Origin of the sequence: Xanthomonas sp. NCPPB 2866 (assembly GCF_041475745.2) — a bacterium.
Taxonomy (GTDB): Bacteria; Pseudomonadota; Gammaproteobacteria; order Xanthomonadales; family Xanthomonadaceae; genus Xanthomonas; species Xanthomonas arboricola.
Genome location: NZ_CM192975.1, coordinates 3,899,245 through 3,923,138, shown reverse-complemented (window position 1 = coordinate 3,923,138; position 23,894 = coordinate 3,899,245). Strand labels below are relative to the sequence as shown.

Here is a 23,894-nt window from a genome sequence, read left to right as displayed (position 1 = left end):
GGCGAGGGGTCCTTAGAAGTCGTAACGCAGGCTGATGCTGGTGGTGCGGCCGGCAATCGAGCGCGCGCGGATGATGCCATTGGCCGGGATGCTGGCTTCCTCGGCCTCGGTCAGGCCGAAGGTGTTGAACAGGTTGTTGACGTTGAGCGCGACGGTGAGTGCGTCGGTCACGCGGTAGTCGCCGAACAGGTTCACCTGCGTATAGCCCGGCATCTTCAGCTGATTGGAATCCTGGGTATAGGCATCGGTGGTGCCGATCAGGTTGATGCCGAACTGGTAGCCGTCGCCGCGATAGCTGGGCGTCAACTGCCACACCACATCGGCCTGGCGACGCGGCACGTTGCCGGTGTTTTCCGGAGTGATCTGGTCCTTGGAAATCTCCGCATCGGTCCAGGTCAGGCCGCCGTTGACGGTGAAGCCTTCGTAGCGGTAGCTGGCTTCCAGCTCCACGCCGTGCGCCTCGTAGCTGCGGTTGAAGAAACGCTGGCTGGTGACTTCGAAGTTCTGTTCCTCGGTGCGCGCCGAGAACGCGGTGGCGAACAGGCTCAGGCCGTCGCGGCGCCACTTCAGGCCGGCTTCGGCCTGGCGGACCACGTTGACGCCTTCATCGGAAGAGACCGAGCCGTCGTCGCGGACCACGCCGAACAGCAGGCGGTCGGCATTGGCGCGTGCGCCGCGGCTGATGCGCGCGAACGCGCCCAGGTCGTCGTTGATCAGGTAGTTGCTGCCCAGCGAGTACGACAGGTAATTCCAGTCGTAATCCACCGGCCGTGCGTTGGCTGTGTCGACCGTGGCCACGCGCTGTTCCACCGGCTGGATCACGCCATCGCCGTTGACGTCCAGGTTCTGCGCGATTGCGGTGCCGGCATAGCTGCCGCGTGCATCGCCCATGTCGTAACGCAGGCTGCCGTCGATGCTGAACTTGCCGCTGTCAAAGGTCAGTGCGACGTACGGCGCGTTGACGTCGTAGCGCACGTCGTAGCTGCGGGTGATGCAGCAATCGCCCCAGAACGGGGTGCCGTACGCATACAAGCCATTTTGCGAGCGCGACACGCCGCCGGCATCGACCACGTTGAGCAGGCGCGAATCGCGGCCCAGGCTCTGCACGTAGGAATTCCAGGTCCAGTCCATGTCGATGGTCTGGCGCGAGCTGTAATAGCCCATGCGCAGGTTGAGCGTGCGGCCGTCGCCGCCGAACTCGCGCGAGACGCTGAGGTCGTTGGTGACGTTGCCCAGGTCGTTGATCGCCACGTTGAACAGATGCGTGCGGATCGCGTTGCCGGTGTAGGCCTGGCCGGCGTCCGGGCCGCTGGCCTGCACCAGTTGCGCGCCGGCGCCGCCGATGGACGCAGCCAGCGTGGCGGCATCGGTGACCTCGGCCGGGAACGGGCTGACGAAGCGGCCGCTGTTGTCGGCGATGCGGAACTTCTCGCTCAGGTTCCAGCCGCTGCCCAGGTCGAACCAGGCCTCGGCGCCGATGGTGCGCGAGATCGGGTGCATGCCGTCGCCCAGGTCGGTGCGGCGCGGCTGGTTGTTGCCGTCCAGGCCGACATCGCTGCGGAAATTGCGGCTGTACAAGGTGTCGTTGCCCGGATCGAAGCCGGCAAAGCCGCCCAGGTCCGGCGAGCCGTCGCGGCCACGCACGGAGGTCGGCACCGGCAGGTAACCGGCGGCGCGATCGTTGAGGTATTTGCCGTAGACACGCACGTAGCCGTTCTCGAACAGCCGGGTCAGGTTGGCCTTGAGCTGGCCGCCCTTGTCGGTGGTGTAACCGGCATCGCGCACGCCATCGCCCTGGCGGAAGAAGCCGCCGATGTTGAACTGCCAGTTTTCCGCGAACGGCGCGCCGTAGTCGAAGTCCACGCGGGTGTTGTCGTAATCCAGGCCGCGGCTCACGCCGACGCTGCCGCCTGCGGTGTCGCCGGTCTTGCTGATGAAGTTGATGATGCCGCCGGGCGCGTTGCTGGTGAACGTCGATGCCGAGCCGCCGCGGATGGCTTCGATGCGGTCCAGGGTGAAATCCGAGCGCAGGAAGATGTCCGAGTTGCCGAAGGCGATATCGCCGAATTCCATCACCGGCAGGCCGTCCTCCTGCAGCTGCAGGAACTTGGCGCCGCCGGAGGCGACCGGCAGGCCGCGCACGGCGATGTTGGCATTGCCTTCGCCACCGCTGGATTCGGAGCGGATGCCGGGGATGTTGCGGAAGATCTCGGCGGTGCTGCGCGGCGCCGACTGTTCGATCGCCTCGGCGCCCACGGTGCTGACCGACACGCTGGACTTCAACTTGGTGGTGGCGGTGGAAGTACCGGTGACGAACACCGAATCCAGATTGACCGCGGCGCTGTCGGCGGCCGGCGGGGTGACGGGTGCGGCCGTGGCCGCATCCTGCGCCAGCGCGGCAGGCGCGCACAGGCAGGAGACGACCGCGCAGGCCAGGGCATGCAGGCGCAGGGTGTGCAAGGTGGACATCGCGGTTCTCTCTCTCACGGATGGTGGTGTGCCGACGCCTGCATCGTCCCCTCCCAGGGAGTGGCCGTGTGGCCTGCAGTGCGAGCGCAGTAATACGCCTCAATACAATCGATTGCAATCTTGCGCTGCAGCATTATTTCTCGGCTCGCTCGCTCATGTTTCGACAAGCGGAAACGTGTTGCGGCGCAGCGTTACAATCGATTGCAAAGACGGCAGGGTACAGTGCGCTGCGGCCACTGGGAGCCGCACCGATGCCCAGGGTTCTGCATGTCGTCGACCGCCACTCCGTTCTCCTTCGCGCGCATCCTGGCGCTCAACGCCGGCTTCTTCGGCGTGCAATACAGCTTTGGCCTGCAGCAGAGCAACATGAGCCCGATCTACAACTATCTGGGCGCCGATCACGCGAGCCTGCCGTACCTGTGGCTGGCCGGGCCGATCACCGGGCTGGTATTGCAGCCGTTCGTCGGCGCGTGGAGCGACCGCTCGGTGACCCGCTGGGGCCGGCGCATGCCGTACATGGTGCTGGGCGCGCTGGTGTGCAGCCTTTGCCTGCTGGCGATGCCGTTCAGCACTGCACTGTGGATGGCGGTGTGCCTGCTGTGGATCCTGGATGCGGCCAACAACGTGGCGATGGAGCCATACCGTGCGCTGGTCAGCGATGTGCTGGCGCCACCGCAGCGGCCGCTGGGCTATCTCACCCAAAGCGCGTTTACCGGGCTTGCGCAGACGCTGGCCTATCTCACCCCGCCGTTGCTGGTGTGGATGGGCATGAACCAGGACGCCGCCAATGCGCACCACATTCCCTATGTCACCATCGCCGCCTTCGTGATCGGTGCGGGGTTTTCCGCGGCCTCGATCCTGCTCACCGCGCGCAGCGTGCGCGAGCCGGTGCTTGCGCCGGCAGAGATCGCGCGGATGCGCCAGACCGGTGCCGGCCTGGGCGCCACAGTGCGCGAAATCTACGGCGCCCTGCGCGCGATGCCGCCGACCATGCGCCAGCTCGCGCCGGTGATGCTGTTCCAGTGGTACGCGATCTTCTGCTACTGGCAGTACATCGTGCTGTCGCTATCGACCAGCTTGTTCGGCACCACCGAAGCCGACTCGCATGGCTTCCGCCAGGCCGGCCTGATCAATGGGCAGATCGGCGGGTTCTACAATTTCGTCGCGTTTCTGGCTGCGTTTGCGATGGTGCCGGTGGTGCGCCGCATCGGCCCCAAGTACACGCATGCGGCCTGCCTGGTCGCGGCCGGCGTGGGCATGTGGGTGTTGCCGGGTATCCAGGACCGCTGGCTGATGCTGCTGCCGATGATCGGGATCGGGCTCGCCTGGGCCAGCATGATGGGCAACCCGTACCTGATGCTGGCCGACAGCATTCCGCCCGAACGTACCGGTGTGTACATGGGCCTGTTCAACCTGTTCATCGTGCTGCCGATGCTGATCCAGATCGTCACCTTGCCGCTGTACTACGAGTGGCTGTTGCACGGCGATCCGCGCAACGTGATCCGCTTGGCCGGCGCACTGATGCTGGCCGCCGCAGTGGCGATGCTATGCGTACGCGTCCGCAAGCCCAAGGCAGCAGTGGTGTAGCCGCGACGCGTTACGTCTGTGTCGCTGCGTACTGAAGCGACCGACCGCGATCACGCGGGCAGCAACGCGTAGCTATGCACCGCGCACCAGCACGCCCGCTCTTACGATTCCCGATTCCCCAATCCCGGCCTCACGCCGACTCACGCACCACCAACTTCACCGGCATTTCCACCGACTCCACCGCTTCGCCGCCGATCAACGCCAGCAGCCGGTCCACCAGCAGGCGCGCGGCCAGGCCCAGGTCCTGCCGCACCGTGGTCAACGGCGGTTGGCTGTAGGCGGCCAGCGGAATATCGTCGAAGCCCACCAGCGAGATGTCCTGCGGCACGCGATGCCCGGCTTCGACCAGGGCGCGGATCGCACCGACCGCAATCACATCGGAGGCGGCGAACAGCCCGTCCGGCGGATCGGTCTTCTTGAGCATCGAGCGGGTGAGGCGGTAGGCATCTTCGCTGAGGAAGTGGCTGCGCGCATGCAGGCGCGTATCGAACTCCAGCCCGTGCCGCTGCAGTGCATGGCGATAGCCTGCAAAGCGCGGTGCAACCTCGGGTAACTGGTCGTCGCCGAGAAAGGCGATGCGGCGACGGCCGCTGGCGATCAGATGTTCGGTGGCCAGCGCGCCGCCCTGGAAATTGTCGCTGCCCACGCTGATGTACGACTGCCCGTCGATGCGGCTGCCCCAGACCGCCATCGGCAGGCCATCGCGCGCGGCTTCGTCCAGCGCGGCATGTTCGGAACTTTGCCCCAGCACGATCACGCCATCGGAGCGGCTGCCGCGTGCGAGTTGTTCCACCCATCCGTCCTGATGCCGGTCGAGCTTGGACAGCAGCATGCTGTAGCCGCGCCCGGTCAGTTCCTCGGCCAGCAGCGCCAGCATCGTCATCATGAAGGGGTCCGATAGCGGCTGGTCCAGCGCATGCATCATCGGCACCGCCACGCTCACCGTGTTGGAGCGTTTGGCGCGCAGGCTGCGCGCGATCGGATCGACCTGGTAGCCGGCATCGGCGGCAATCTGCTTGATGTACGCACGCGTCCGCTCGGCCACCACCGGGCTGCCGGCCAGGGCACGCGACACGGTGGATTCGGACACGCCCGCCATGCGGGCGATGTCGGCCATCTGCGGGCGGGCACCCGGCGTGGCGCGTTCTGAAGGTTTGGCCATGTCAGCGCAGTGCGGAAAACGCCGAGTGTAATCAGTTCGCGCTGGAGGCGGGTTGATCGACGCAGTGGCGCCCGCTTGTGCGCGCTGGTCAAACGCAATCACGCACCTGCATGCAAGCGGCAGGCGCGCGTGGCGTGCATGACAGCGGCCACGACTAGCGCGGGGGTGGAGCGGTGAGGCTTCAGGGGAGTGAGGCTTCAGAGCAGCGAGGCTTCAGGGGAAATGAGGCTTCAGAGCAGTCAAGCATCAGAGCAGTGATGCGTCAGAGCGGTGATGCTTCACCGCCACCAGCAAGGACTGCGCTCAGCGCCCGGCCGGCGCGCTCGGCGCTGGAACCGCATGTCTCCTCCGCACAGTCCTGCTCGGACGCGCCGTCTGTATCGAGCTGACGATTGCTCGCTACGGTCTGCCAGCGGCTCTCAACCCATGTACAGACCGCCGTTGACTGCATAGTCGGCGCCGGTCACGTAGGCGGCCTCATCGGAGGCGAGCCAGGCGCACAGCCCGGCGACTTCGGCCGGTTTGCCGAGCCGGCGGATCGGCACCGAGGTGGCCAGGCGGTCGAGCACGTCGGGTGGGAAACTGCTGATGGATGCGCTGGCGATATAGCCCGGCGAGATGGTGTTGACGGTGACCCCGCGCGAGGCCACTTCCTGCGCCAGGGCGCGGCTGAAGCCATGCATCGCCGCCTTTGCGGTGGCGAAATTGATCTGCCCGATCTGGCCCTTGTGCGCACTGACCGAGCCGATGTTGACGATGCGTCCCCAGCCGCGTGCGGTCATGCCGTCGACCACCTGCTTGGTGATGTTGAACAGGGAATGCAGGTTGCTGGCGATCACCGCGTTCCAGTCGTCGCGGCTCATCTGCCGGAACAGGGTGTCGCGGCTACCGCCGGCGTTGTTGACCAGCACATCGATCTCGCCGACCTCGGCCTTGACCTGGGCAAACGCGGCCACGGTGGAATCCCAATCGGCGGCATTGCCTTCGGAGGCAACGAACTCGAAGCCCTGCTCGCGCTGTTCGCGCAGCCAGGAGGTCTTGCGCGGCGAATTGGGCCCGCAACCGGCGACTACGGTATGTCCGCTGCGCGCCAGCTTCTGGCAGATCGCGGTACCCACACTGCCCATGCCACTGGTGACGTATGCGATGCGAAGTGTCATTGCTTGAACTCCTTCGGAGTTGGGATTCGGGATTGGGGATGAGGGGATTCGTAACAGCGGGCATTGGTTCGCTCTGGCTTTGGCGAATCCCCAATCCCGAATGCCGAATCCCGGCGCGCGGCTAGCGCGCCAACGGAAACAGGCCAAACAACAACCCGCCCGCCAACATCAACAGGGAGATCAGCACCGCCCACTTCAGCGTGAAGCGTTGATGGTCGGCGAAGTCGACCTTGGCCAGGCCGACCAGCAGATAGGTCGATGGCACCAGCGGGCTGAGCAGATGCACCGGTTGCCCGGCCAGCGAGGCGCGCGCCATTTCCACCGGGGTGATGCCGTAGTGGCCGGCGGCCTCGGACAGGATCGGCAGCACGCCGAAGTAGAACGCGTCGTTGGACATGAAGAACGTAAACGGCATGCTGACGATCGCGGTGATCACCGCCAGATACGGGCCCCAGCTGTCCGGGATCACCGCCAGGAAGCTGCGCGACATCGCTTCGACCATGCCGGTGTTGGACAGGATGCCGGTGAAGATGCCGGCGGCGAAGATCAGCGACACCACCGACAGCACATTGCCGGCGTGATTGACCAGGCGGCGGCGCTGCTCGGCCAGGTTGGGGTAGTTGATCATCAGTGCCAACGCAAAGCCGATCATGAACAGCACCGGCATCGGCAGCACGCCGACCACCAGCGCGGCCATCAGCGCCAGGGTCAGGAGCAGGTTCACCCACAGCAGCTTGGGCCGCTTCATGTCCTCGGTGTCTTCCACGCGCGGCAGTGCATCGCTTTCTTCGGGGATGCTGGTATCAAGCCAGTTGCCGTCGGCCGGCAGGCGCACCACGCCCAGGCGGCGCCGTTCGCGCATGCCCAGAAACCAGGCCAGCGTGAGGATGCCGGCGATTGCCATCGCCATCGCCGGCACCAGCGGCACGAATACATCGGCCGGATCCACATGCAGAGCGGTGGCGGCGCGCGCGGTGGGGCCGCCCCACGGGGTCAGGTTCATCACGCCGCTGGCCAGGATGGTCACGCAGGTGAGGTTGAGCGCGTTCATGCCCAGGCGCTGGTACAGCGGCAGCATCGCCGACACGGTGATCATGTAGGTGGTGGAGCCATCGCCGTCGAGCGAGATCAGCATTGCCAGGATCGCCGTGCCCATGACGATCTTCAGCGGATCGCCCTTGACCAGGCGCAGGATGCGGCCGACCAGCGGATCGAACAGGCCGGCATCGATCATCACCCCGAAGTAGAGGATGGCGAACATCAGCATCACGCCGGTGGGCGCGATCTTCTTGATGCCGTCGAGCATCATCTCGTTGATGCCGGTGCCGAAGCCGCCCAGCAGCGCGAACACGATCGGTACCGTGATCAGAGCCACCAGCGGCGACAGCCGCTTGCTCATGATCAGGTACATGAAGGTGATCACCATTCCGAAACCGAGCGCGGTCAGCATGCGGGCAAATCCTTTGAGGCGTACAGCAGGGGGAGAGTGGAGCGCGCGGCGGCGGGTGCATTGCAGCAGCGGTAACGCATCATGCGAAGACCAGGCAAACGGTCAGAAGTCGTACTGGAAGCGGCCGGTCACCGCCAGCGTGTGATCGACCACCGCATCGGCCATGCGGTCGCGGTTACGGCTGTCGATCACATTGAGCATCACGCGCAGGTTCGGCTTGAAATACCAGTTGCCGCCCAGCGTCCACGACTGCGTGCTGGCATTGATGAAGTCGGGTTGGCCATCCAGATGCTGATCGCCGCGCATGTAGTCGTAACGCAAGGCCAGCTCGAACGCGCCGGAGGGACGATTGGGCGTCTTGATCCGGCTGAAACGTCCGGTCTTGCGGTCGTAGCCGCGCGACTCGCCGGTGACGAACCAGCTGACCAGGCCGTAGCTGGCCAACACCTTGGCATGCTGGGAGCCGTCGTCGAGCAGGCCGCCGCTGAATTCGCTCTGCCACGACCATGGGCCCAGCACTTCGGCGTATTCCAGCGACCATTTGTCGAAATCGGTATCGCGGCCATCGGCAAAGCGCGCCAGGGTGATACGGCTGTTGTTGGCCAGATCGTTTTCGGGACGTGGACGGATCAACAGGGACGCCGCGCCGCCGCTGCCCGGATGCGAATAGCGCTCGTGGGCCAGCGACACGCCCAGGTGGCGCAGCCGTGCCTCGCCCATCTCCGGTGCGAAGGTCAGCCGCGTGCCGAGCGCGCCGCCCTTGGTCGAGGAATTGTCGATGCTTTCCAGGCTGTAGGCCGCGGTGGACCAGGTCGCATCGGGGCGATTGGCCTGCCAGGAGATCGCCTTGCGATAGATCGGCGCCAGCGTGGTGGAGGCATAGCCGCGTTCCAGGAACGGGCCGTAGTTGGAGCCGGTGCGATCGTCCAGCGAGAAGTACTGCTTGAACTGGCCCACGGTCAGCGTACCGGCGGAAAACTTCTTGGCGATGTACACATCGCGCGCCAGGATGCCGCGGCTGCCGGACTCGTATTGCAGGCCGGCAAATTCCGCCTCGGCCTTGTAGGTGAAACCATAGAACTTGCCGGCCACATCCAGCCACACGCGGCGGAACTGGGTGTCGTTGCGCTCGGGCGTGCCGCGTTCGTCGTTGTCGAACACGGTGAAGTCCCAGTGCACGCGCCCACCCACCTCGGCGGTGACCGGGCCGTCGCCCTCGGCCGCATGCACGGCCGGTGCCAGGCACAGCGCGGCGCAGGTGGTGAAGACGCGCAGACGCAAGGTGTCGTTGCTCACAGACCCTCCCAGGTACATGTGTGAATCACGTTCAGCGATGCACCGCACAAGCACGCTGCGGCGCGTTGGCAGCAGCCTAGTCCGGTGAAGCTGTCATGGACCTGTCGTTTGGGGCGGGGATTGGGGAGTCGGGATTGGGGATTGGCAAGAGTCAAAGAAGCTTTTGTTTGCGTGGCCTGTTACCTTCCGGCCGCGGCCAACCGCCTTTGCGAATTCCCAATCTCGACTCCCCAATCCCCGCCCATGCGCCTGCTGCTAGTCGAAGACAACGCCGATCTCGCCGATGCCATCGTGCGGCGGATGCGCCGTAGCGGGCATGCGGTGGATTGGCAGTCCGATGGCCTGGCGGCGGCGAGTGTGCTGCGCTATCAGAGCTTCGATCTGGTGGTGCTGGATATCGGCCTGCCCAAGCTGGATGGGTTGCGCGTGCTGGCCGGGATGCGCGAGCGTGGCGATACCACGCCGGTGCTGATGCTGACCGCGCGCGATGGCATCGAAGACCGCGTGCAGGCACTGGATGTCGGGGCCGACGACTACCTGGGCAAGCCGTTCGATTTCCGCGAGTTCGAGGCGCGTTGCCGGGTGCTGCTGCGGCGCAACCGCGGGCAGGCCAGTGAGGTGGTGCAGATCGGCGGGTTCGTGTTCGACAACGCCGCGCACACGCTGGTGCTGGACGGGGTGCCGATCGAGTTGCCCAATCGCGAATACCGCCTGTTCGAGATCCTGATCGGGCGCCTGGGCCATGTGGTTGGCAAGGACGAGATCGGCAACGGCTTGTTCGGTTTCGACGACGATGCCGGGCCGAATGCGATCGAGCTGTATGTCGGCCGCCTGCGTCGCAAGCTGGCGGGCGCGCCGTTGCGCATCGTCACCGTGCGCGGCGCCGGCTACAAGCTCGAAGAAGCCGATCCGCATGCGCCGGTGGAGCCGGGCGTCGATGGCTGAGCCGCGCATGGTGGCACCGTCGATCCGGCGCACCTTGCTGCTGTATCTGGGCAGCCTGTCGGTGCTGGGCGCGGTGGTGCTGTTCTTTGCCGCGCGCGACTACGGCGAGCGGGCCGCCAACCGCTCCTACGACCACCTGCTGGTGTCCTCGGCCCTGTCCATCGTCGACAGCGTGGCGCTGGTCGGCGGCGACTGGCAGGTGGACCTGCCGTATGCCTCGCTGGACCTGCTCGGCATGGCACCGGAAGACCGCGTGTTCTACCGCGTGTTCGATGCGCAAGGCCGCACCATCACCGGCGAAGAGAGCTTGCCGTTGCCGGCGCGTGCGCCCGGCGACGAGCGCCCGGTGCTGTTCGATGCCGACTACAGCGGCGAGCCGGTGCGCTTTGCGGTGGTGATGCATCGGGTGGCATCGGCCTCCGGGCAGGGCGAGGTGCGCGTGCAGGTCGGTCAGACCCGGCGCGCCCGCGATGCGGTGGCACGCGATGTGGTGCTCAACGCGCTGGTGGCGATCGGGGTGCTGTCGCTGCTCGCCCTGGGCCTGGTGTGGCTGGGCGTGTATCGCGCCCTGCGCCCGTTGCAGCGTATCGAGCGCGACCTGTCGCGGCGCGAGCCCTCCGACCTGAAACCGCTCAGCGTGCCGGCGCCGCAGGAAATGCAGTTGATGGTGACCGCGCTCAATCGCTTCATGGCGCGGCTGTCGTCCAGCAACGAAACCCTGCGCGCCTTCATGGCCGAAGCCGCGCACCAGATGCGCACGCCGCTGGCCGCATTGCGCGCGCAGGCGCAGCTGGCGATGGACGACGACGACCCGCGCGAGATGCAACGCAGCCTGGTGGCGATCGAGCGCAATGCCAGCCATATGAGCCGGCTGCTCAATCAATTGCTCAGCGACGCCAGCGTGATCCACCGCGCCAACTTGCAGCGCTTTGCCACCGTGGACCTGGCCGAAGTGCTGCACCAGGCCTTGCACGAGGCCTTGCCGCGCAGCGACGGCGCACCGCGCGTGCACCTGGCGATCGACCCGCAACCGGCACTGCTGCGCGGCGATGCATTGCTGCTGCGCGAGGCGCTGAAGAACCTGATCGACAACGCCTGCAAATACGGTGCCGGGGCGCCGTTGCAGGTGGCGCTCACCAGCGACGGCAGCCATCACGTGCTGACCATCGCCGATCACGGCCCCGGCATTCCCGCCGCCGAAGCCGAGCGCGTGTTCGAGCGTTTCGTCCGCGGGCCGGATGCGCCGGCCGGTGGCGCGGGGCTGGGGCTGGCCATCGTCAAGCGCGTGGTCGAAGCGCATGGCGGGCGCATCGATCTGAGCAACCGCGTCGGCGGCGGGTTGATCGCCTCGTTGCATTTTCCTGGAGGAGCGCGGTGATGCGCATGCTGTTGCTGATGGTGGTCTTGCTGGCGCCGGTTGTTGCGCGTGCCGCGCCCGGCGATGTGCGGGTGTTTCCCGCGCATGGCCCGAAGCAGGCGCAATTACGCGTGCAAGGCTCCACCGATCTGGAAGTGTTCGGTGCGGTCATCCAGGACTACCAGCGCCTGCATCCGGGTACCGAGGTGATCTACGAGGACGTGATTGCCTGGGACATCTACGAGCGCTATCTGCATCCGGGCAAGGCCACGCCTGCCGCCGACATGCTGATCAGCGCCAGCATGGACCTGCAGACCAAGCTGGTGAACGACGGCCACGCGCTCGCGCATCGCTCCGCGCAAACCGAAGCGTTGCCGGCCTGGGCGCAGTGGCGGCACGAAGTGTTCGGCATCAGCTACGAGCCGGTGGCGATCGTCTACAACACGCGCAAGCTGGCCGCCGCGCGGGTGCCGCGCACGCGCCGGCAGTTGCTGGCCTTGCTGCGCGCGCCCGACGCGCCGCTGCGCGGCCGGGTCGGCACCTACGATGTCGAGCGCAGCGGCGTGGGCTATCTGTTCGCCACCCAGGACGGGCAGGTCGGCAGCATTGCCGGCGCGTTGCTGGCCGCGTTGGGGGCCAACCAGGTCAGGCTGGAAGAACGCACCGGCACCTTGCTCGACCGCGTCAGCCGTGGCGAGCTGCTGCTGGCCTACAACGTGCTCGGCTCCTATGCGCAGACGCGCATCGACGCCGGCGCGCCGCTGGGCATCGTGCAGCCGCAGGACTACACGCTGGTGGCCTTGCGCACTGCGGTGATCCCCAGGACTGCACCGCATGCGCCGGAGGCGCGCAGGTTCCTGGATTACCTGCTCTCGCCACGCGGCCAGCAGGTGCTCTCGCGCGAGGCGCGGCTGATGCCGATCCTGCCGGCCGCCGGCGGCCGTGGCGGCTCGGCGCAGCCGCCGTTCCGGCCGATCCCGCTCGGCCCCGGTCTGCTGGTGTATCTGGACAAGCTCAAACGGCGGCAGTTCCTGGATGCCTGGCGGGCCAGCACGCAGCCGCCGCGCTAGGCGAGCGCTGACGAGCTGCGCGAACGGCTGCATGCCGGCGCGGCGCGCGCTGCCGGCCTTGGCGTGCAGGGCGTGGACGCGGGGGTTTCCACGCCCATGCTGGCTGCCCGGCAGGCCGGATGCCCGCGCAGCGAGGCGGGGATGGATGCCCGGACGCGGGAAACCGACACAGCCATGTGCCAGACTTGGCGCATGGCCGATCTCACCATCCTCGTCGCCGACGACCACCCGTTGTTCCGTGCCGCCGTGATCCATGTGCTGCAGCAGACCCTGCCGCAGGCCGATGTGGTGGAGGCCTCCAGCGCCGCCACGCTGAGCGCGATGCTGCGCTCGCACCCACAGGCCGAGCTGGTGCTGCTGGACCTGGCGATGCCGGGCGCACGCGGCTTCTCGGCGCTGTTGCACGTGCGTGGCGAGCATCCGGACATCCCGGTGGTGGTGATCTCCTCCAACGATCACCCACGCGTGATCCGGCGCGCGCAGCAGTTCGGCGCGGCCGGCTTCATTCCCAAATCCACTCCGGCCGAATCGATCGGCACTGCGGTGGCCAGTGTGCTGGAGGGCGGCACCTGGTTCCCGCCGATGACTGCCGAGCGCTCGGAGGCCGACGCGCAACTGGCCTCCAAGCTCGCCCAGCTCACCCCGCAACAGTTCCGCGTACTGCTGAGCCTGGCCGATGGCCTGCTCAACAAGCAGATCGCACACGAACTCGGGCTGGCCGAGAACACCGTCAAGGTGCACGTCACCGCCATCCTGAAGAAACTGGACTGCTACAGCCGCACGCAGGCGGCAGTGCTGGTCAAGGCGCTGGAGCCGGAAGGCGAGGGCTGATCGCTCCTGGTGATCGTGTGCTGCATCGTGTTTTGCGATGACGATGACGTGCTGGGACGCAGCGCCGTGCAGAACGGCTATGCAAACGCGTGATGACGCGACGGATTGATCGGTCGTGCCGTTGTCGGTGAAAGATCATTGCACGTGAGGCAGTGCATCGCTGCCGACGGATCGTCCGTCGGCGATGCATCCATCAACTGCGTAACTGCACCTTGTAGGTGCCGTAGATGAGCTGCTGCGCCATCGGTCGGCCGATAAAGCGTTCCGGGAAGATCGGCGCCAGCGCGCTGATCCGATCCAGCCGAGCCAGGTGTTCATCGCTCAAGACGATTTCCAGCGCACCGAAGTTGTCCTCGGCCTGCTGCAGCGTGCGCGCGCCCATCACCGGCGAGACCACGGCCGGATTGCGCAAGGTCCAGGCCAGTGCCACCTGCGAGCGCGAGGCGCCCAGTTCCTGGGCGACCGCACCGACCGCATCGGCGATCTCCAGCGAGCGTGCATTGAGATGCCCGGTCGAGGCGATCACGCCCTTGCGGCTGGTCGAGACCTCGGCCGCGTTGTCGTCGGAGAGATCGGCGCGGCTGTACTTGCCGGTCAGGATGCCACCGCCCAGCGGCGACCATGGCAACACGCCCAGGCCCAGCTCGCGTGCCATCGGCAGCAACTCGTGTTCGACGCTGCGCTCGACCAGGCTGTATTCGATCTGCAGCGCCACCAGCGGCGACCAGCCACGCAGGTCGGCCAGTGTCTGCAACTGCGCCACCCGCCAGGCCGGGGTGTTGCAGATGCCGAGGTAGAGCACCTTGCCCGACTGCACCAGATGCTCCAGCCCGCGCATCACTTCCTCCGGCGAGGTGGTGAAATCCCAGGCGTGCAGGTACAGCAGGTCGATGCGGTCGGTGTCGAGCTGGCGCAGGCTGGTCTCCACCGAGCGGATCAGGTTGAGGCGATGGTTGCCGCCGGCGTTGATGTTGTCCGGATCGCGCGCCATGGTGAACTTGGTGGCCAGTACGAAGCGCTCGCGGCGGTGCTTGAGCAGCGCGCCGAGGATGCGCTCGGAGCCGCCGTTGGTGTAGTTGACCGCGGTGTCGATGAAATTGCCGCCGCGGTCGGCATACGCATCGAAGATGCGCCTGGCTTCGTCCGCGTCCGCGCCCCAGCCCCAGTCTTCGCCGAAGGTCATGGTGCCCAGCGACAGCGGCGAGACGCGCAGGCCGGAGCGGCCGAGCAGGCGATAGTGGTCCAGCGACAGTGTCTGACTCATGCGGTGTGTCTCCCGGTAGTGGCGTTGTGCGTGTTGCGATGCACTGTGCCGCGGGCCGCCGCGTCGGCGTGAGCCTGGTGATCCGGCATCCTTGCCCGATCGTCCGGATCGTCCGGATCGTCCGGATCGTCCGGATCGTCAACTCGGCATCGTCACGCAGGAATGCGCGCTACTGGGAGGCGATTGAGCGACCAAGACGCTGATGTCTGCGACTTCGTTGCAGGGCCCTTGTCCGCCCACCCTCGCGGGACACGCCGCAAGTACGTCCATGTAGGCTCTTACGCGGCATCCATGCCGCGTAAGGTCCCGCGACGGTGGGCGGGCAAGGACCTGTCGGGATAGTCGGTGTGCATGTTGCAAGCAATGCGCGATGCATGTTGTCAGGATGATCTGCGGGCTGGCTGCAGGGCCCTTGCCCGCCCACCCTCGCAGGACACGCCGCAAGTACGTCCGTGTAGGCTCTTACGCGGCATCCATGCCGCGTAAGGTCCCGCGATGGTGGACGGGCAAGGACCAGTCGAGCTGGTCGGCGTGTATGGTTTTAGCAAAGCAACCGACAAGCTCTCTGGTGCGGCGAGGGCACCGCGCCCTCGACCGCCTAGGCTGTTGATTGCATCTAAATGACGCAACGAATCGGCATCCATGCGCAGCAGCACGCGTGCGCAGGCGTATCGCGCGCGCTGCTGGCAATCACGCCACGCCATCAGAAATCCAGCGAATAGCCCAGCGTGATGGTGCGGCCGCGCCCGGCGAAGTAGCGTAGCGGTTCGACCAGGGCCGATTGCGAGTAGTAGGTGATGTACTGCTTGTCGAACAGGTTGGACACACCCATGCGCACTGCGCCACGCGGCAACGCGTAGTTGAAGGTCGCATCCACCAGCGTGTAGCCACTGAAGCGCTTGTCGGCCTCGTCGAAGGATTGGCTGAAGGCATGCTGGGCCTGCACGAACGAGGAGAGCTTCGGCGTCCACTGCGCCGACCACGAGGCAATCACCCGATTGGGTGCCACGTTGAGCCCATCCAGGCGTGCGTCCAGCTGCCCATCGTTGTCGCTGTCATAGCGGCCACGGGTGTAGGCGTAGGACAGGCGCAGGCGATGCGCTGCATCCAGGCGATAGCCCAGGCTGGCGTCCACGCCCTGCACGCGGGTCTTCTCGCGGCTCATCATGAAGGCGCCGTTGATCGGCACCACGCGTGTGCCCAGGTCCGAGTTGGACTGGAAGTAGCTCAGGTCCGCATCGACGGCGCCGCGTGTGAGGCGGGTGCCGGCTTCCACGCTCTTGGTCAGGATCGGCTCCAGCGTGCTCAGGCTGGCCACGCGCGTGCCCGGCGTGTTGATCGCGCGCAGCACGCGGCCCACGTCCGGCATGCCGAAGCCTTCGGAATAGCTGGTGAAAAAGCTCACACCCTCGAGCGGCGTGTAGACCAGGCCGGCGTTGTAGAGGGTCTGGTTGAAGTCGAGCGTGCCACCTTCGACAGCGACCCGGTTGTAGCGCCACAGCGTCTGGTAGCTGTCGATCTGCAACTCGGCTTCTTCGCGGCGCACGCCGGCGTGCAGGGTCAGCTCGGGCAGCAGCTTGTATTCGCCCTGCACGAACAGCGACAGATTGCGGTAGTCCGACTCGGGCACATAGGTGCGCCCGGTGCCGTACAGATCCTGCTTGCCGGTGTCGGCCAGCAGGTCGACGCCGCCGGTGAGCTTGAGCCGGCTGTCGAGCAGGTCGTCCCTGGTCAGGGTGATCTTGCTGCCCCACTTGGAGGCGACCGAACGCGATTGGTCGTACAAGGTGCCGACCGGGGCGATGCGCGGGTCCTGAAACGTGGACGAGTTGTCGGCACCGAACAGCCCTTCGAATTCCTGGTTGAACACCATCGCGCTCAGCTGCATGCCGGCCAGATCGTCATGGGTGTACGACAGGCTGGAGGTCAGCACATCGTTCCAGGGCGCGGTGCCCTGCGGCGTGCCGCGCACCGAGCTGGTGGGCAGGCCTTGCGCGCGGTTGCCGGCGACGCCGATGTAGTCGTTGTCGTTCTTGATGCGGTAGCGGTTGACGCTGACGCTCAGGCGCTGGGTGTCGGTGAGCGCGTAGCCGAGCTTTGCCAGCACGTCGTAGCTCTTGGACGTCATCAGGTCGCCCTGGGTGTTGTCGGCGCCGATCGGCCGGCCTTGTCCATCCACATACAGGCCCTGGTCGCTGTAGCTGGCCGAGAACAGGTAATCGAGCCTGTCCGAGCGGCCGTCCACCCGGTAGCGGGTCTCGACGCTGCTGGTTTCCGCACGCGTTTCGGAGGTAGGTGCGGTGGCCTGCACGTCGATGTGCTGATTCAACGAGCCGTCCTGTGGGCGCCGGGTGATGATGTTGATGGTGCCGCCGGTGGCGCCCAGGCCGTTGATGGCATTGGCGCCCTGGATGACTTCGATGCGCTCGACCATCGCATAGTCGATGGTGTGCGCTTCGCGCCCGGTGGGGCGGATCGGATTGGACTGCGGCACGCCGTCGATCAGGATCAACGGCGTGCGCCCGCGCAGGGTTTCGCCGCTGCCATTCATCTTGCCGCGGCTGGGCGTGTACGAGGGGATCAGGTTGGCGAGCACGTCGGAGGAATTGCTGGAGATCGTCAGCTGCTGCTGGATCTGCGCCTTGTCGATGATCAACACCGTCTGCGGCGATTCGGCCACGGTCATGTTGGAGCGCGAGGCGGCGACCACCACGGTGTCCAGCGTGTCGGTGACGTCCGATTGCGCGGACGCGGTGGCAGAGGCGAGCAGGCAGAAGGCGGCAACGAACGGCATGCCGGCCGATCCGGAGGCGGGAGACTTCATCGGGCAAGGAACTCCAAGGCGCGGCCGGCACAGACGCAGCACGTGCACGGCAACGCGAAAGGTGAAGATTAAATGGGAATCATTATCGCCATTCTAGCAGGCGCGAGCGCCGCCACGCTGGGCATGCCGCAGCTTCGTGCGCTGCGAATGCGCGCGTTGGCAGCATCGCGGCGATGCCCGAGCCATGCGCCGCGCGTGCAGGTATCACCTGCGTCGGAAACAGGCCTGTGCATTCCTGCGGCGATGACCTCATGCACGAATGTTGCAAGCCGCGCGCGCCGCATCTGCACGCGTCTGCGCACGCAGCGCAGCAGGCAACTGTCTATGCTATGGCGACCGCCATCGAACATCGCAGCCGCGGCATCGTGACCATCAAATTCGACCTCAACGATCTACAGGCATTCCGCGCCGTTGCCGAAAACGGCAGCTTCCGCCGCGCTGCCGAACGCATCCGCATCACCCAGCCGGCGCTCAGCCGCCGGATCGACAAGCTCGAGTCGGCGTTGAACGTCAAGCTGTTCGAGCGCACCACGCGCAAGGTCGCGCTCACCACAGTCGGGCAGGCGTTCATGCCGCAGGTCGAGCGCATGCTCGACGACCTGGACATGGCGCTGATGAGCATCGGCGATGCCGGATCCAGCCGGATGGGCACGGTGACCGTGGCGTGCGTGCCGTCTGCGGCGTACTACTTCATGCCCCAGGCGATTCACGGGCTGCATCAGCTGTTTCCGAAGATCCGCATCAGGCTGTTCGATGGCAGCGCCAGTCACGTCAGTGCGGCAGTGGCCTCCGGCGAGGCGGATTTCGGCGTCAGCTTCAGCGGCAACCTGGCACCGGAGGTCGAGTTCGAGCCGTTGCTGCAGGAGCGCTATGTGATCGCCTGCCGCCGGGACCATCCCCTGTCCGGGCGCGAGCAGGTCAGCTGGCAGGAAGCATATGGCCATGACTACATCACGCTCGACAAGACCTCGGGCAACCGGCTGGTGCTGGACCGGGCGCTGTCTGCATTTACGCCGGAGCAGCCGAGCATCTGCGAAACCCGCCACGTCACTACATTGCTGGGCTTGGTGGAGGCCGGCGTCGGCATTGCCGCCGTTCCTTCGATCGCCATGCCCTCCGGCCCGCATCCGGTGCTGGCGGCGGTGCCGCTGGTCGAACCGGAGGTGCTGCGCAACGTGGGGATCCTCAAACGCCGTGGGCGGACGCTGACACCGACCGCGCTCGAACTGGCGGAACTGGTGCGACGGATGCCCGCGCGCTCACGGTGAGACCGGATCCAGGCCGGTCGCGCGCGCAACCGCCTGCGCGTCACCCGACTGCAGGTAGGCAAGCAGGCGCCTGGCCGCTGCGGGATGATCCGCGCTGACCGGCACGCCTGCCGCATAGCGCGTGATCGACTGCAGCGGTTCGGGGATCTTGCCGACAACATCCACGCCTGCCACCGGGAGCAGTTCGGCCACCTGCTGAAAGCCCAACTGATAACTGCCGTCGGCCACCACCGAGCCCACCGGGATGCGTTCGATCTTGCGGCTCTTGGCCATCATCGGGCCCTGGATCTGCAGCTGCTTGAACAGCGTGGTCTCGATATAGACGCCACTGGCGCTGTCGGAATAGGCAACGGAATCGGCCTGCAGCAACGCGTGTTTGAACTGCTCGACGGTATCGATCTTCGGCTTGGGTGCGCCACTGCGCACCACCATGCCGATCCGGGAATCGGCCAGCTCCACCCGCGATGCCGGATCCACCAGTCCCGCATCGATCAGTTTCTGCAGCGCGCTGCCCACCATGATCACCACATCGGCATGCTCGCCACGCGCAAGCCGGTTGGGAATGGCTTGCGGCGTCTGCCCCATCGAAGGGCCATGCAGTGTCGCAACCTTCACCCTGGTCTGCCTGCTGTACTGCGGCGCCAGACGTTCGAAGGCGGCGGTGAAACCGCCGGAGGTCATCACGGTCAGATCCTGCGCGGCTGCGGCCGGCGACAGCAGGGCCGTGGTGACAACCGCAGCGAGCAATTTTTTCCAGAGAGCCCGCATCATTTCGCCGCTCCCGCAGCCGTATCGAGGCCGGTCGCTGCCGCTGCGTTGCCATGCCGGCGATACAGGAACAGCGTCGCCAACAGTGCGCACACCGACGCGAACACCAACCAGTACCCAGGGGCCGCCTTGTCGCCGCTGACATGGATCAGCCAGGTCGACATCACCGGCGTAAACCCGCCAAAGACTGCCGTGGCCAGGCTGTAGGCGAGCGAGAAGCCCGCCACCCGCACATGCGCCGGCATCAGTTCGGTAAGCGCGGGAATCATGGCACCGTTGTAGATGCCGTAGAGGAAGGACAGCCACAGCAGCGCCTGCAACATGTGCGCAAAGCTCGGTGCGGATGCAAGGAACGCGAGCACCGGATAGGCGCTCAGTGCGCACACCACCGCCATGGTCACCAGCAGCGGCTTGCGGCCGAAGCGGTCGCTGAGCGCGCCGCCGATCGGCAGCCAGAGGAAGTTGGAGATGCCCACCAGCAGCGTCACGATCAAGGCGTCGCCGGTGCTGAGCTTGAGCACGCTCTTGCCGAAGGTCGGTGCGTACACGGTGATCAGATAGAACGCGGTCGTCGTCAGCGCCACCATCAAGCCGCCGGCAATCACGGTGCCGGCATTGTTCGCCAGCCCGCGCATCACCTGCTTCATCGTCACCCGCTGGGTGCGCTGCGCGAATTCCGCAGTCTCTTCCAGGCGCCGCCGCAGCAAAAAGATGAAGGGGATGATGACGCAACCGATGGCGAAGGGAATCCGCCAGCCCCACTGCGCCAGATCCTGCGGCGGCATCAGCTGGTTGAGCGCATAGCCGATGGCGGCCGCAGCGACGATGGCCACCTGCTGGCTGGCCGACTGCCAACTGGCATAGAAGCCGCGCCGCCCCGGCGTGGCCATCTCGGCCAGATACACCGACACACCGCCCATTTCGGCACCCGCCGAGAAGCCCTGCAGCAGCCGTCCGAGCAGCACCAGTGCCGGTGCCCACAAACCGATGCTGGCATAGCCCGGCACCAGCACGATCAGCACGGTGCCGCTGGCCATGATCGCCAGGGTGACGATCAGGCCCTTGCGGCGCCCGACATCGTCGATGTAGGCGCCCAGGATCACCGCGCCCAGCGGGCGCATCAGAAAGCCTGCGCCAAACACTGCGAAGGTCATCATCAGCGAGGCGAATTCGTTGCTCGCCGGGAAGAACACCGCGGCGATCTGGGTTGCGTAGAAACCAAACAGGAAGAAGTCGAACTGCTCGAGGAAGTTGCCCGAGGTCACCCTCAGCACCATCCCCAGTTTCGACTGTCGCGTTGCCTCAAGGTTCGAAGTCTGCATAGATCGCCCTCCACGATAGGTATGCACGTGCGTCTGATAGGTGAGGCGATCGATTCTGGTGGAGCGGGCCGGCATTGATAATTGCTGCTTTCTCATCGACTGATGCGCGTTGAACATCAACCCGCCCCGGAGCAATGCTCGACTCGACCTGGCGGCGATGCGACGAACGTGGCATGCAGCAGGTGCATGCAGGGAGTCCGCGAGACGTGGGCGTTTATCGATCCAGGGAGTAGAAACGAACGCTGTCTCGAGCTGCCGATGCGCAGATCTGTCGCTCTGCATCAACTGCTAGGCCGCATGCCGTGCCGGCAGCCGGGCAACCTATCCGCGCCGCAACAACATCTGGGTGACCAGTGCGCGCAGCGCGGGCGGGCGCACCGGCTTGGTCAGGAATCCCCAGCCCAGGTCGAGCGCGTGTTCGCGCAGCGCCGGGTCGGCTTCGGCGGTGACCAGGATCACGCGCGGTTCGCGTTGCCAGCGTTGCACCAACTGCGGCAGCAGCATGGGGCCGTAGTGCTCGCCCATGCGCACATCCAGCAACAACAGCTCCGGCACCTCGTCGGGGCTGGCGGTGGCCAATGCCTCGTCGGGTCCGCCGGCAAAGTCCACGCGGCATTCCCAGCGTTCCAGCAGGGCACGGCTGGCCTCGCACACGCGCGGGTCGTCGTCCACGCACCACACGCGGCAGCCGTGCAGGATCGGGTCGTTGGCGTTTTCTGCGGTGGTGGTGGTTGGCGGCGGCAATTGCCTGACGATCGCAGCGCGTTCGCCCAGCGGCACGGTTACCGAAAACACGCTGCCGCTGCCCAGCGTGGAACGCAGGCCGATGCGGTGGCCTAGCAGCCGGCCGATGCGCTCGACGATGGCCAGGCCCAGACCGGCGCCGCGATCGTTGGCCACGCCGTCATCCAGGCGCCGGAATTCTTCGAAGATCTCTTCCTGCAAGGCCTCGGGAATGCCGGGCCCCTGGTCGTGCACCTCGATGCGCAGCCAGCCGCCGCGACGACGGCAACCGATCAGCACCCGCCCGCGCGGGGTGTAACGGATGGCGTTGGACAGGAAGTTCTGCAGGATGCGCCGCAGCAGGTTTTCATCGCTCAACACCACCGCGGACGTGGGCACCCAGTCCAGCACCAGGCCGCGGTCTTCGGCCAGGATGCCGAACTCGCGGGCCAGCGTTTCCAGCAGCGGGGCGATGGCGAAATCGCGCACCTGGGTCTTCAGGCTGCCGGCCTCCAGCCGCGAGATATCCAGCAGGCTGTTGAGGATGGCGTCCTGCGCGGCGAGCGCGCCTTCGATGTTGTCGACCACGCGCGCGCTGCCGGCCTCGCCCACCTGTCCGCGCAGGACCGAGACGAACATGCGCGCGGCGTTGAGGGGTTGCAGCAGGTCGTGCACGGCCGAGGCGACAAAGCGGGTCTTGTAGCGATTGGCGCTCTCGGCCTCGCGCTTGGCCGCGGCCAGGTCCCGGGTCCGTTCGGCCACGCGGTGTTCCAGTGCATCGGCCAGCGAGCGCAGCTCGCGCGCGGCGTTCTTGTAACTGGTGATGTCGGCATAGCTGGTGACGAATCCGCCATCGGGCAGCGGATTGCCGCGGATTTCCAGCACGGTGCCGTCTTCCTTTTCGCTCTCGCGCATATGCGGTTTGCCGCTGCGCAGATGATTGAGGCGGCGTTCGATCGCCGCTTCGATCGGCCCCGGTCCGAGCAGGCCGCGGCGTGCGTTGAAGCGGAACAGGTCTTCGATCGGCCGGCCGATCTTCAGCAGTTCGGGCGGGAAGCGGAACAGCTCCACATAGCGCGAATTCCACGCCACCAGATTGAGCGCCTCGTCGATCACCACCACGCCCTGCGGCAGGTGTTCCAGGCTGCGGCTCAGACCGGCGTTGGCCTGTTGCGCGGCGGTGACCACGCCATCCTGCGCGGTACGCAGTTCTTCGGCATGTTGTTGCAGCAGCGTTTCCAGCTCGTGCCGGCTGCGCTGACGCAATGCGGACAGGCGCCGCCGCTGCTGCACGAACAACCACAGCAAGGCCAGTGCCAACCACGCACCGGCCGCGGCAATCGCCGCGGCGCGGCCGGCCGCTGCGCTGGCACGGGTGTCGTGCAGCAGATGCAGGCGCCAGCCGCTTTCGGGCACCTCCAGGGTCTGCCACAGCACCGGGCCGGCGAGCGGTGGGTCGCTGACCTCGGCCAGCACGCCACCGTTGCCGGTCTGCTCGATCAGCCGGCGCCGCAGCGGCAGCAGGCCCTGGTCGGCGTACTGGCGGGTGCTGCGCAATTCGCTGCGGTCGCGCAGGCTCAGCGGGGCCAGCATGCGGTAGCGCCACTGTGGGCGGCTGGCCAGGAACACCACCGCATGCGCGTCGGAGGCCAGCACGATGTCCGGGGTCTGCAACCACTCGCGTTCCAGCGCGGCCAGCGCGATCTTGATCACCACCACGCCCTGCACCTGGCCGCCGGCATCGACGATGGCCTGCGACAGGAAGTAGCCCGGTTCGCTGGTGGTCATGCCGATGCCGTAGAAACTGCCGCTGCCGTTGGCCAATGCCTGCTGGTAATACGGGCGGAAGGCGTAGTCCACGCCCACGTTGCTGCGCGCTGCGCGCCAGTTGCTGGCAGCCAGCGCAATGCCGTCGCGGTTGATGAGCGTCAGCGTGGAGGATTGGGTGACATTGTTGGCGCGCTCCAGTTTGCGATTGAGCCGCTCCACCTGCGCGGGCGACAGCGGGCCGGAAACGGCCGCGCGCAGTTCCGGGTCCAGCGCCAGGATCTGTGGCAGCGTGCGATAGCGATCGATGCGTTGCTGCAGGGCCTGCGCGTACAGGCGCAGCTGGCGCCGCACGGTGGCGCTTTCCTCGTGCAGGGCGTTCTGTTCGACAAAATGCCCGGCCGCCAGCATGGCCACCAGCATGCCGCCCAACACGATGGTCAGGGTGAGCAGCAGACGGCGGCGTTGCGAAGCGTACATGCTGACAAGTATGGCGGTGCGCCGATGCATCGTGCAGCCATCGCCGCCACGGCGCCCCCCAAAAATGACTGCGGCCGCATCCCCGGAAGGAGGCGGCCGCAGTGGGCTGCATGCTGCGTGAGCGGCCAGGTTGCCGCGTTGAAGCGGTCAA

Annotated in this window: 16 protein-coding genes; 6 read left to right on the top strand and 10 right to left on the bottom strand. The window is 66.4% G+C overall.

Going from position 1 to position 23,894, the window contains the following annotated elements; translation table 11 throughout:
- Window positions 1-12: 12 nt before the first annotated feature.
- Window positions 13-2,469 (bottom strand): TonB-dependent receptor domain-containing protein, encoded by a 2,457-nt coding sequence (locus ACCQ04_RS16605; protein WP_226427429.1) that lies wholly within the window; start codon window positions 2,467-2,469, stop codon window positions 13-15.
- A gap of 267 nt (window positions 2,470-2,736) precedes the next feature.
- Between ACCQ04_RS16605 and ACCQ04_RS16600 the strand changes: the two genes are divergently transcribed.
- Window positions 2,737-4,056 carry an MFS transporter gene (locus ACCQ04_RS16600; protein ID WP_226427428.1) on the top strand — a complete coding sequence of 440 codons (1,320 nt, stop codon included), beginning with the start codon at window positions 2,737-2,739 and terminating at the stop codon, window positions 4,054-4,056.
- Window positions 4,057-4,186: 130 nt separating this feature from the next.
- On the opposite strand, the gene ACCQ04_RS16595 is transcribed toward ACCQ04_RS16600, so the two are convergent.
- From ACCQ04_RS16595 to ACCQ04_RS16580, 4 genes are all read right to left on the bottom strand, one after another.
- Window positions 4,187-5,218 carry a LacI family DNA-binding transcriptional regulator gene (locus ACCQ04_RS16595; protein ID WP_184632524.1) on the bottom strand — a complete coding sequence of 344 codons (1,032 nt, stop codon included), beginning with the start codon at window positions 5,216-5,218 and terminating at the stop codon, window positions 4,187-4,189.
- Between the two features lie 419 nt (window positions 5,219-5,637).
- Window positions 5,638-6,378, bottom strand: coding sequence for an acetoacetyl-CoA reductase (gene phbB, locus ACCQ04_RS16590; protein WP_226427427.1), 741 nt, complete (start codon window positions 6,376-6,378; stop codon window positions 5,638-5,640).
- 121 nt (window positions 6,379-6,499) lie between these two features.
- On the bottom strand, window positions 6,500-7,828 hold the full coding sequence (locus ACCQ04_RS16585) for a CitMHS family transporter (RefSeq protein WP_024938963.1): 1,329 nt from the start codon (window positions 7,826-7,828) through the stop codon (window positions 6,500-6,502).
- Window positions 7,829-7,930: 102 nt separating this feature from the next.
- A complete protein-coding gene (locus tag ACCQ04_RS16580; RefSeq protein WP_184632522.1) occupies window positions 7,931-9,124 on the bottom strand; it encodes an OprO/OprP family phosphate-selective porin in 1,194 nt (397 codons plus the stop codon).
- 243 nt (window positions 9,125-9,367) lie between these two features.
- Between ACCQ04_RS16580 and ACCQ04_RS16575 the strand changes: the two genes are divergently transcribed.
- From ACCQ04_RS16575 to ACCQ04_RS16560, 4 genes are all read left to right on the top strand, one after another.
- Window positions 9,368-10,069: a response regulator gene (locus tag ACCQ04_RS16575; protein WP_016904741.1), complete on the top strand. Its 702-nt coding sequence runs from the start codon at window positions 9,368-9,370 to the stop codon at window positions 10,067-10,069.
- Complete coding sequence (locus tag ACCQ04_RS16570) at window positions 10,062-11,447, top strand: sensor histidine kinase (RefSeq protein ID WP_053051680.1); 1,386 nt, start codon at window positions 10,062-10,064, stop codon at window positions 11,445-11,447. Before ACCQ04_RS16575 ends, ACCQ04_RS16570 begins: the two co-directional genes overlap by 8 nt.
- Window positions 11,447-12,496, top strand: a complete 1,050-nt coding sequence (locus tag ACCQ04_RS16565; RefSeq protein ID WP_226427426.1) for an ABC transporter substrate-binding protein — start codon at window positions 11,447-11,449, stop codon at window positions 12,494-12,496. The genes ACCQ04_RS16570 and ACCQ04_RS16565 overlap by 1 nt, the downstream gene beginning before the upstream one ends.
- Before the next feature lie 192 nt (window positions 12,497-12,688).
- Window positions 12,689-13,327, top strand: a complete 639-nt coding sequence (locus tag ACCQ04_RS16560) for a response regulator (protein WP_024938967.1) — start codon at window positions 12,689-12,691, stop codon at window positions 13,325-13,327.
- A 193-nt stretch (window positions 13,328-13,520) separates the two neighbouring features.
- Here the strand turns inward: ACCQ04_RS16560 and ACCQ04_RS16555 are convergent, their stop codons facing one another.
- Together ACCQ04_RS16555 and ACCQ04_RS16550 are read right to left on the bottom strand one after the other, a co-directional pair.
- Entirely contained in the window at window positions 13,521-14,591 is a 1,071-nt protein-coding gene (locus ACCQ04_RS16555) for an aldo/keto reductase (protein WP_226427425.1), read from the bottom strand.
- Window positions 14,592-15,294: 703 nt separating this feature from the next.
- Window positions 15,295-17,415, bottom strand: a complete 2,121-nt coding sequence (locus tag ACCQ04_RS16550) for a TonB-dependent receptor (RefSeq protein ID WP_226427424.1) — start codon at window positions 17,413-17,415, stop codon at window positions 15,295-15,297.
- 365 nt (window positions 17,416-17,780) lie between these two features.
- On the opposite strand from ACCQ04_RS16550, the gene ACCQ04_RS16545 reads away from it, so the two are divergent.
- Window positions 17,781-18,683: a LysR family transcriptional regulator gene (locus tag ACCQ04_RS16545; protein ID WP_026064333.1), complete on the top strand. Its 903-nt coding sequence runs from the start codon at window positions 17,781-17,783 to the stop codon at window positions 18,681-18,683.
- On the opposite strand, the gene ACCQ04_RS16540 is transcribed toward ACCQ04_RS16545, so the two are convergent.
- The 3 genes from ACCQ04_RS16540 to ACCQ04_RS16530 form a co-directional block, all read right to left on the bottom strand.
- A complete protein-coding gene (locus tag ACCQ04_RS16540; protein ID WP_179465237.1) occupies window positions 18,675-19,454 on the bottom strand; it encodes a substrate-binding domain-containing protein in 780 nt (259 codons plus the stop codon). The two genes, ACCQ04_RS16545 and ACCQ04_RS16540, sit on opposite strands and share 9 nt — an antisense overlap.
- Complete coding sequence (locus ACCQ04_RS16535) at window positions 19,451-20,800, bottom strand: MFS transporter (RefSeq protein WP_102255967.1); 1,350 nt, start codon at window positions 20,798-20,800, stop codon at window positions 19,451-19,453. Before ACCQ04_RS16535 ends, ACCQ04_RS16540 begins: the two co-directional genes overlap by 4 nt.
- A gap of 294 nt (window positions 20,801-21,094) precedes the next feature.
- The gene (locus ACCQ04_RS16530) at window positions 21,095-23,743 is read right to left on the bottom strand and encodes a hybrid sensor histidine kinase/response regulator (RefSeq protein ID WP_372358568.1); all 2,649 of its coding nucleotides are present in this window, start codon (window positions 23,741-23,743) and stop codon (window positions 21,095-21,097) included.
- Window positions 23,744-23,894 lie beyond the last annotated feature (151 nt).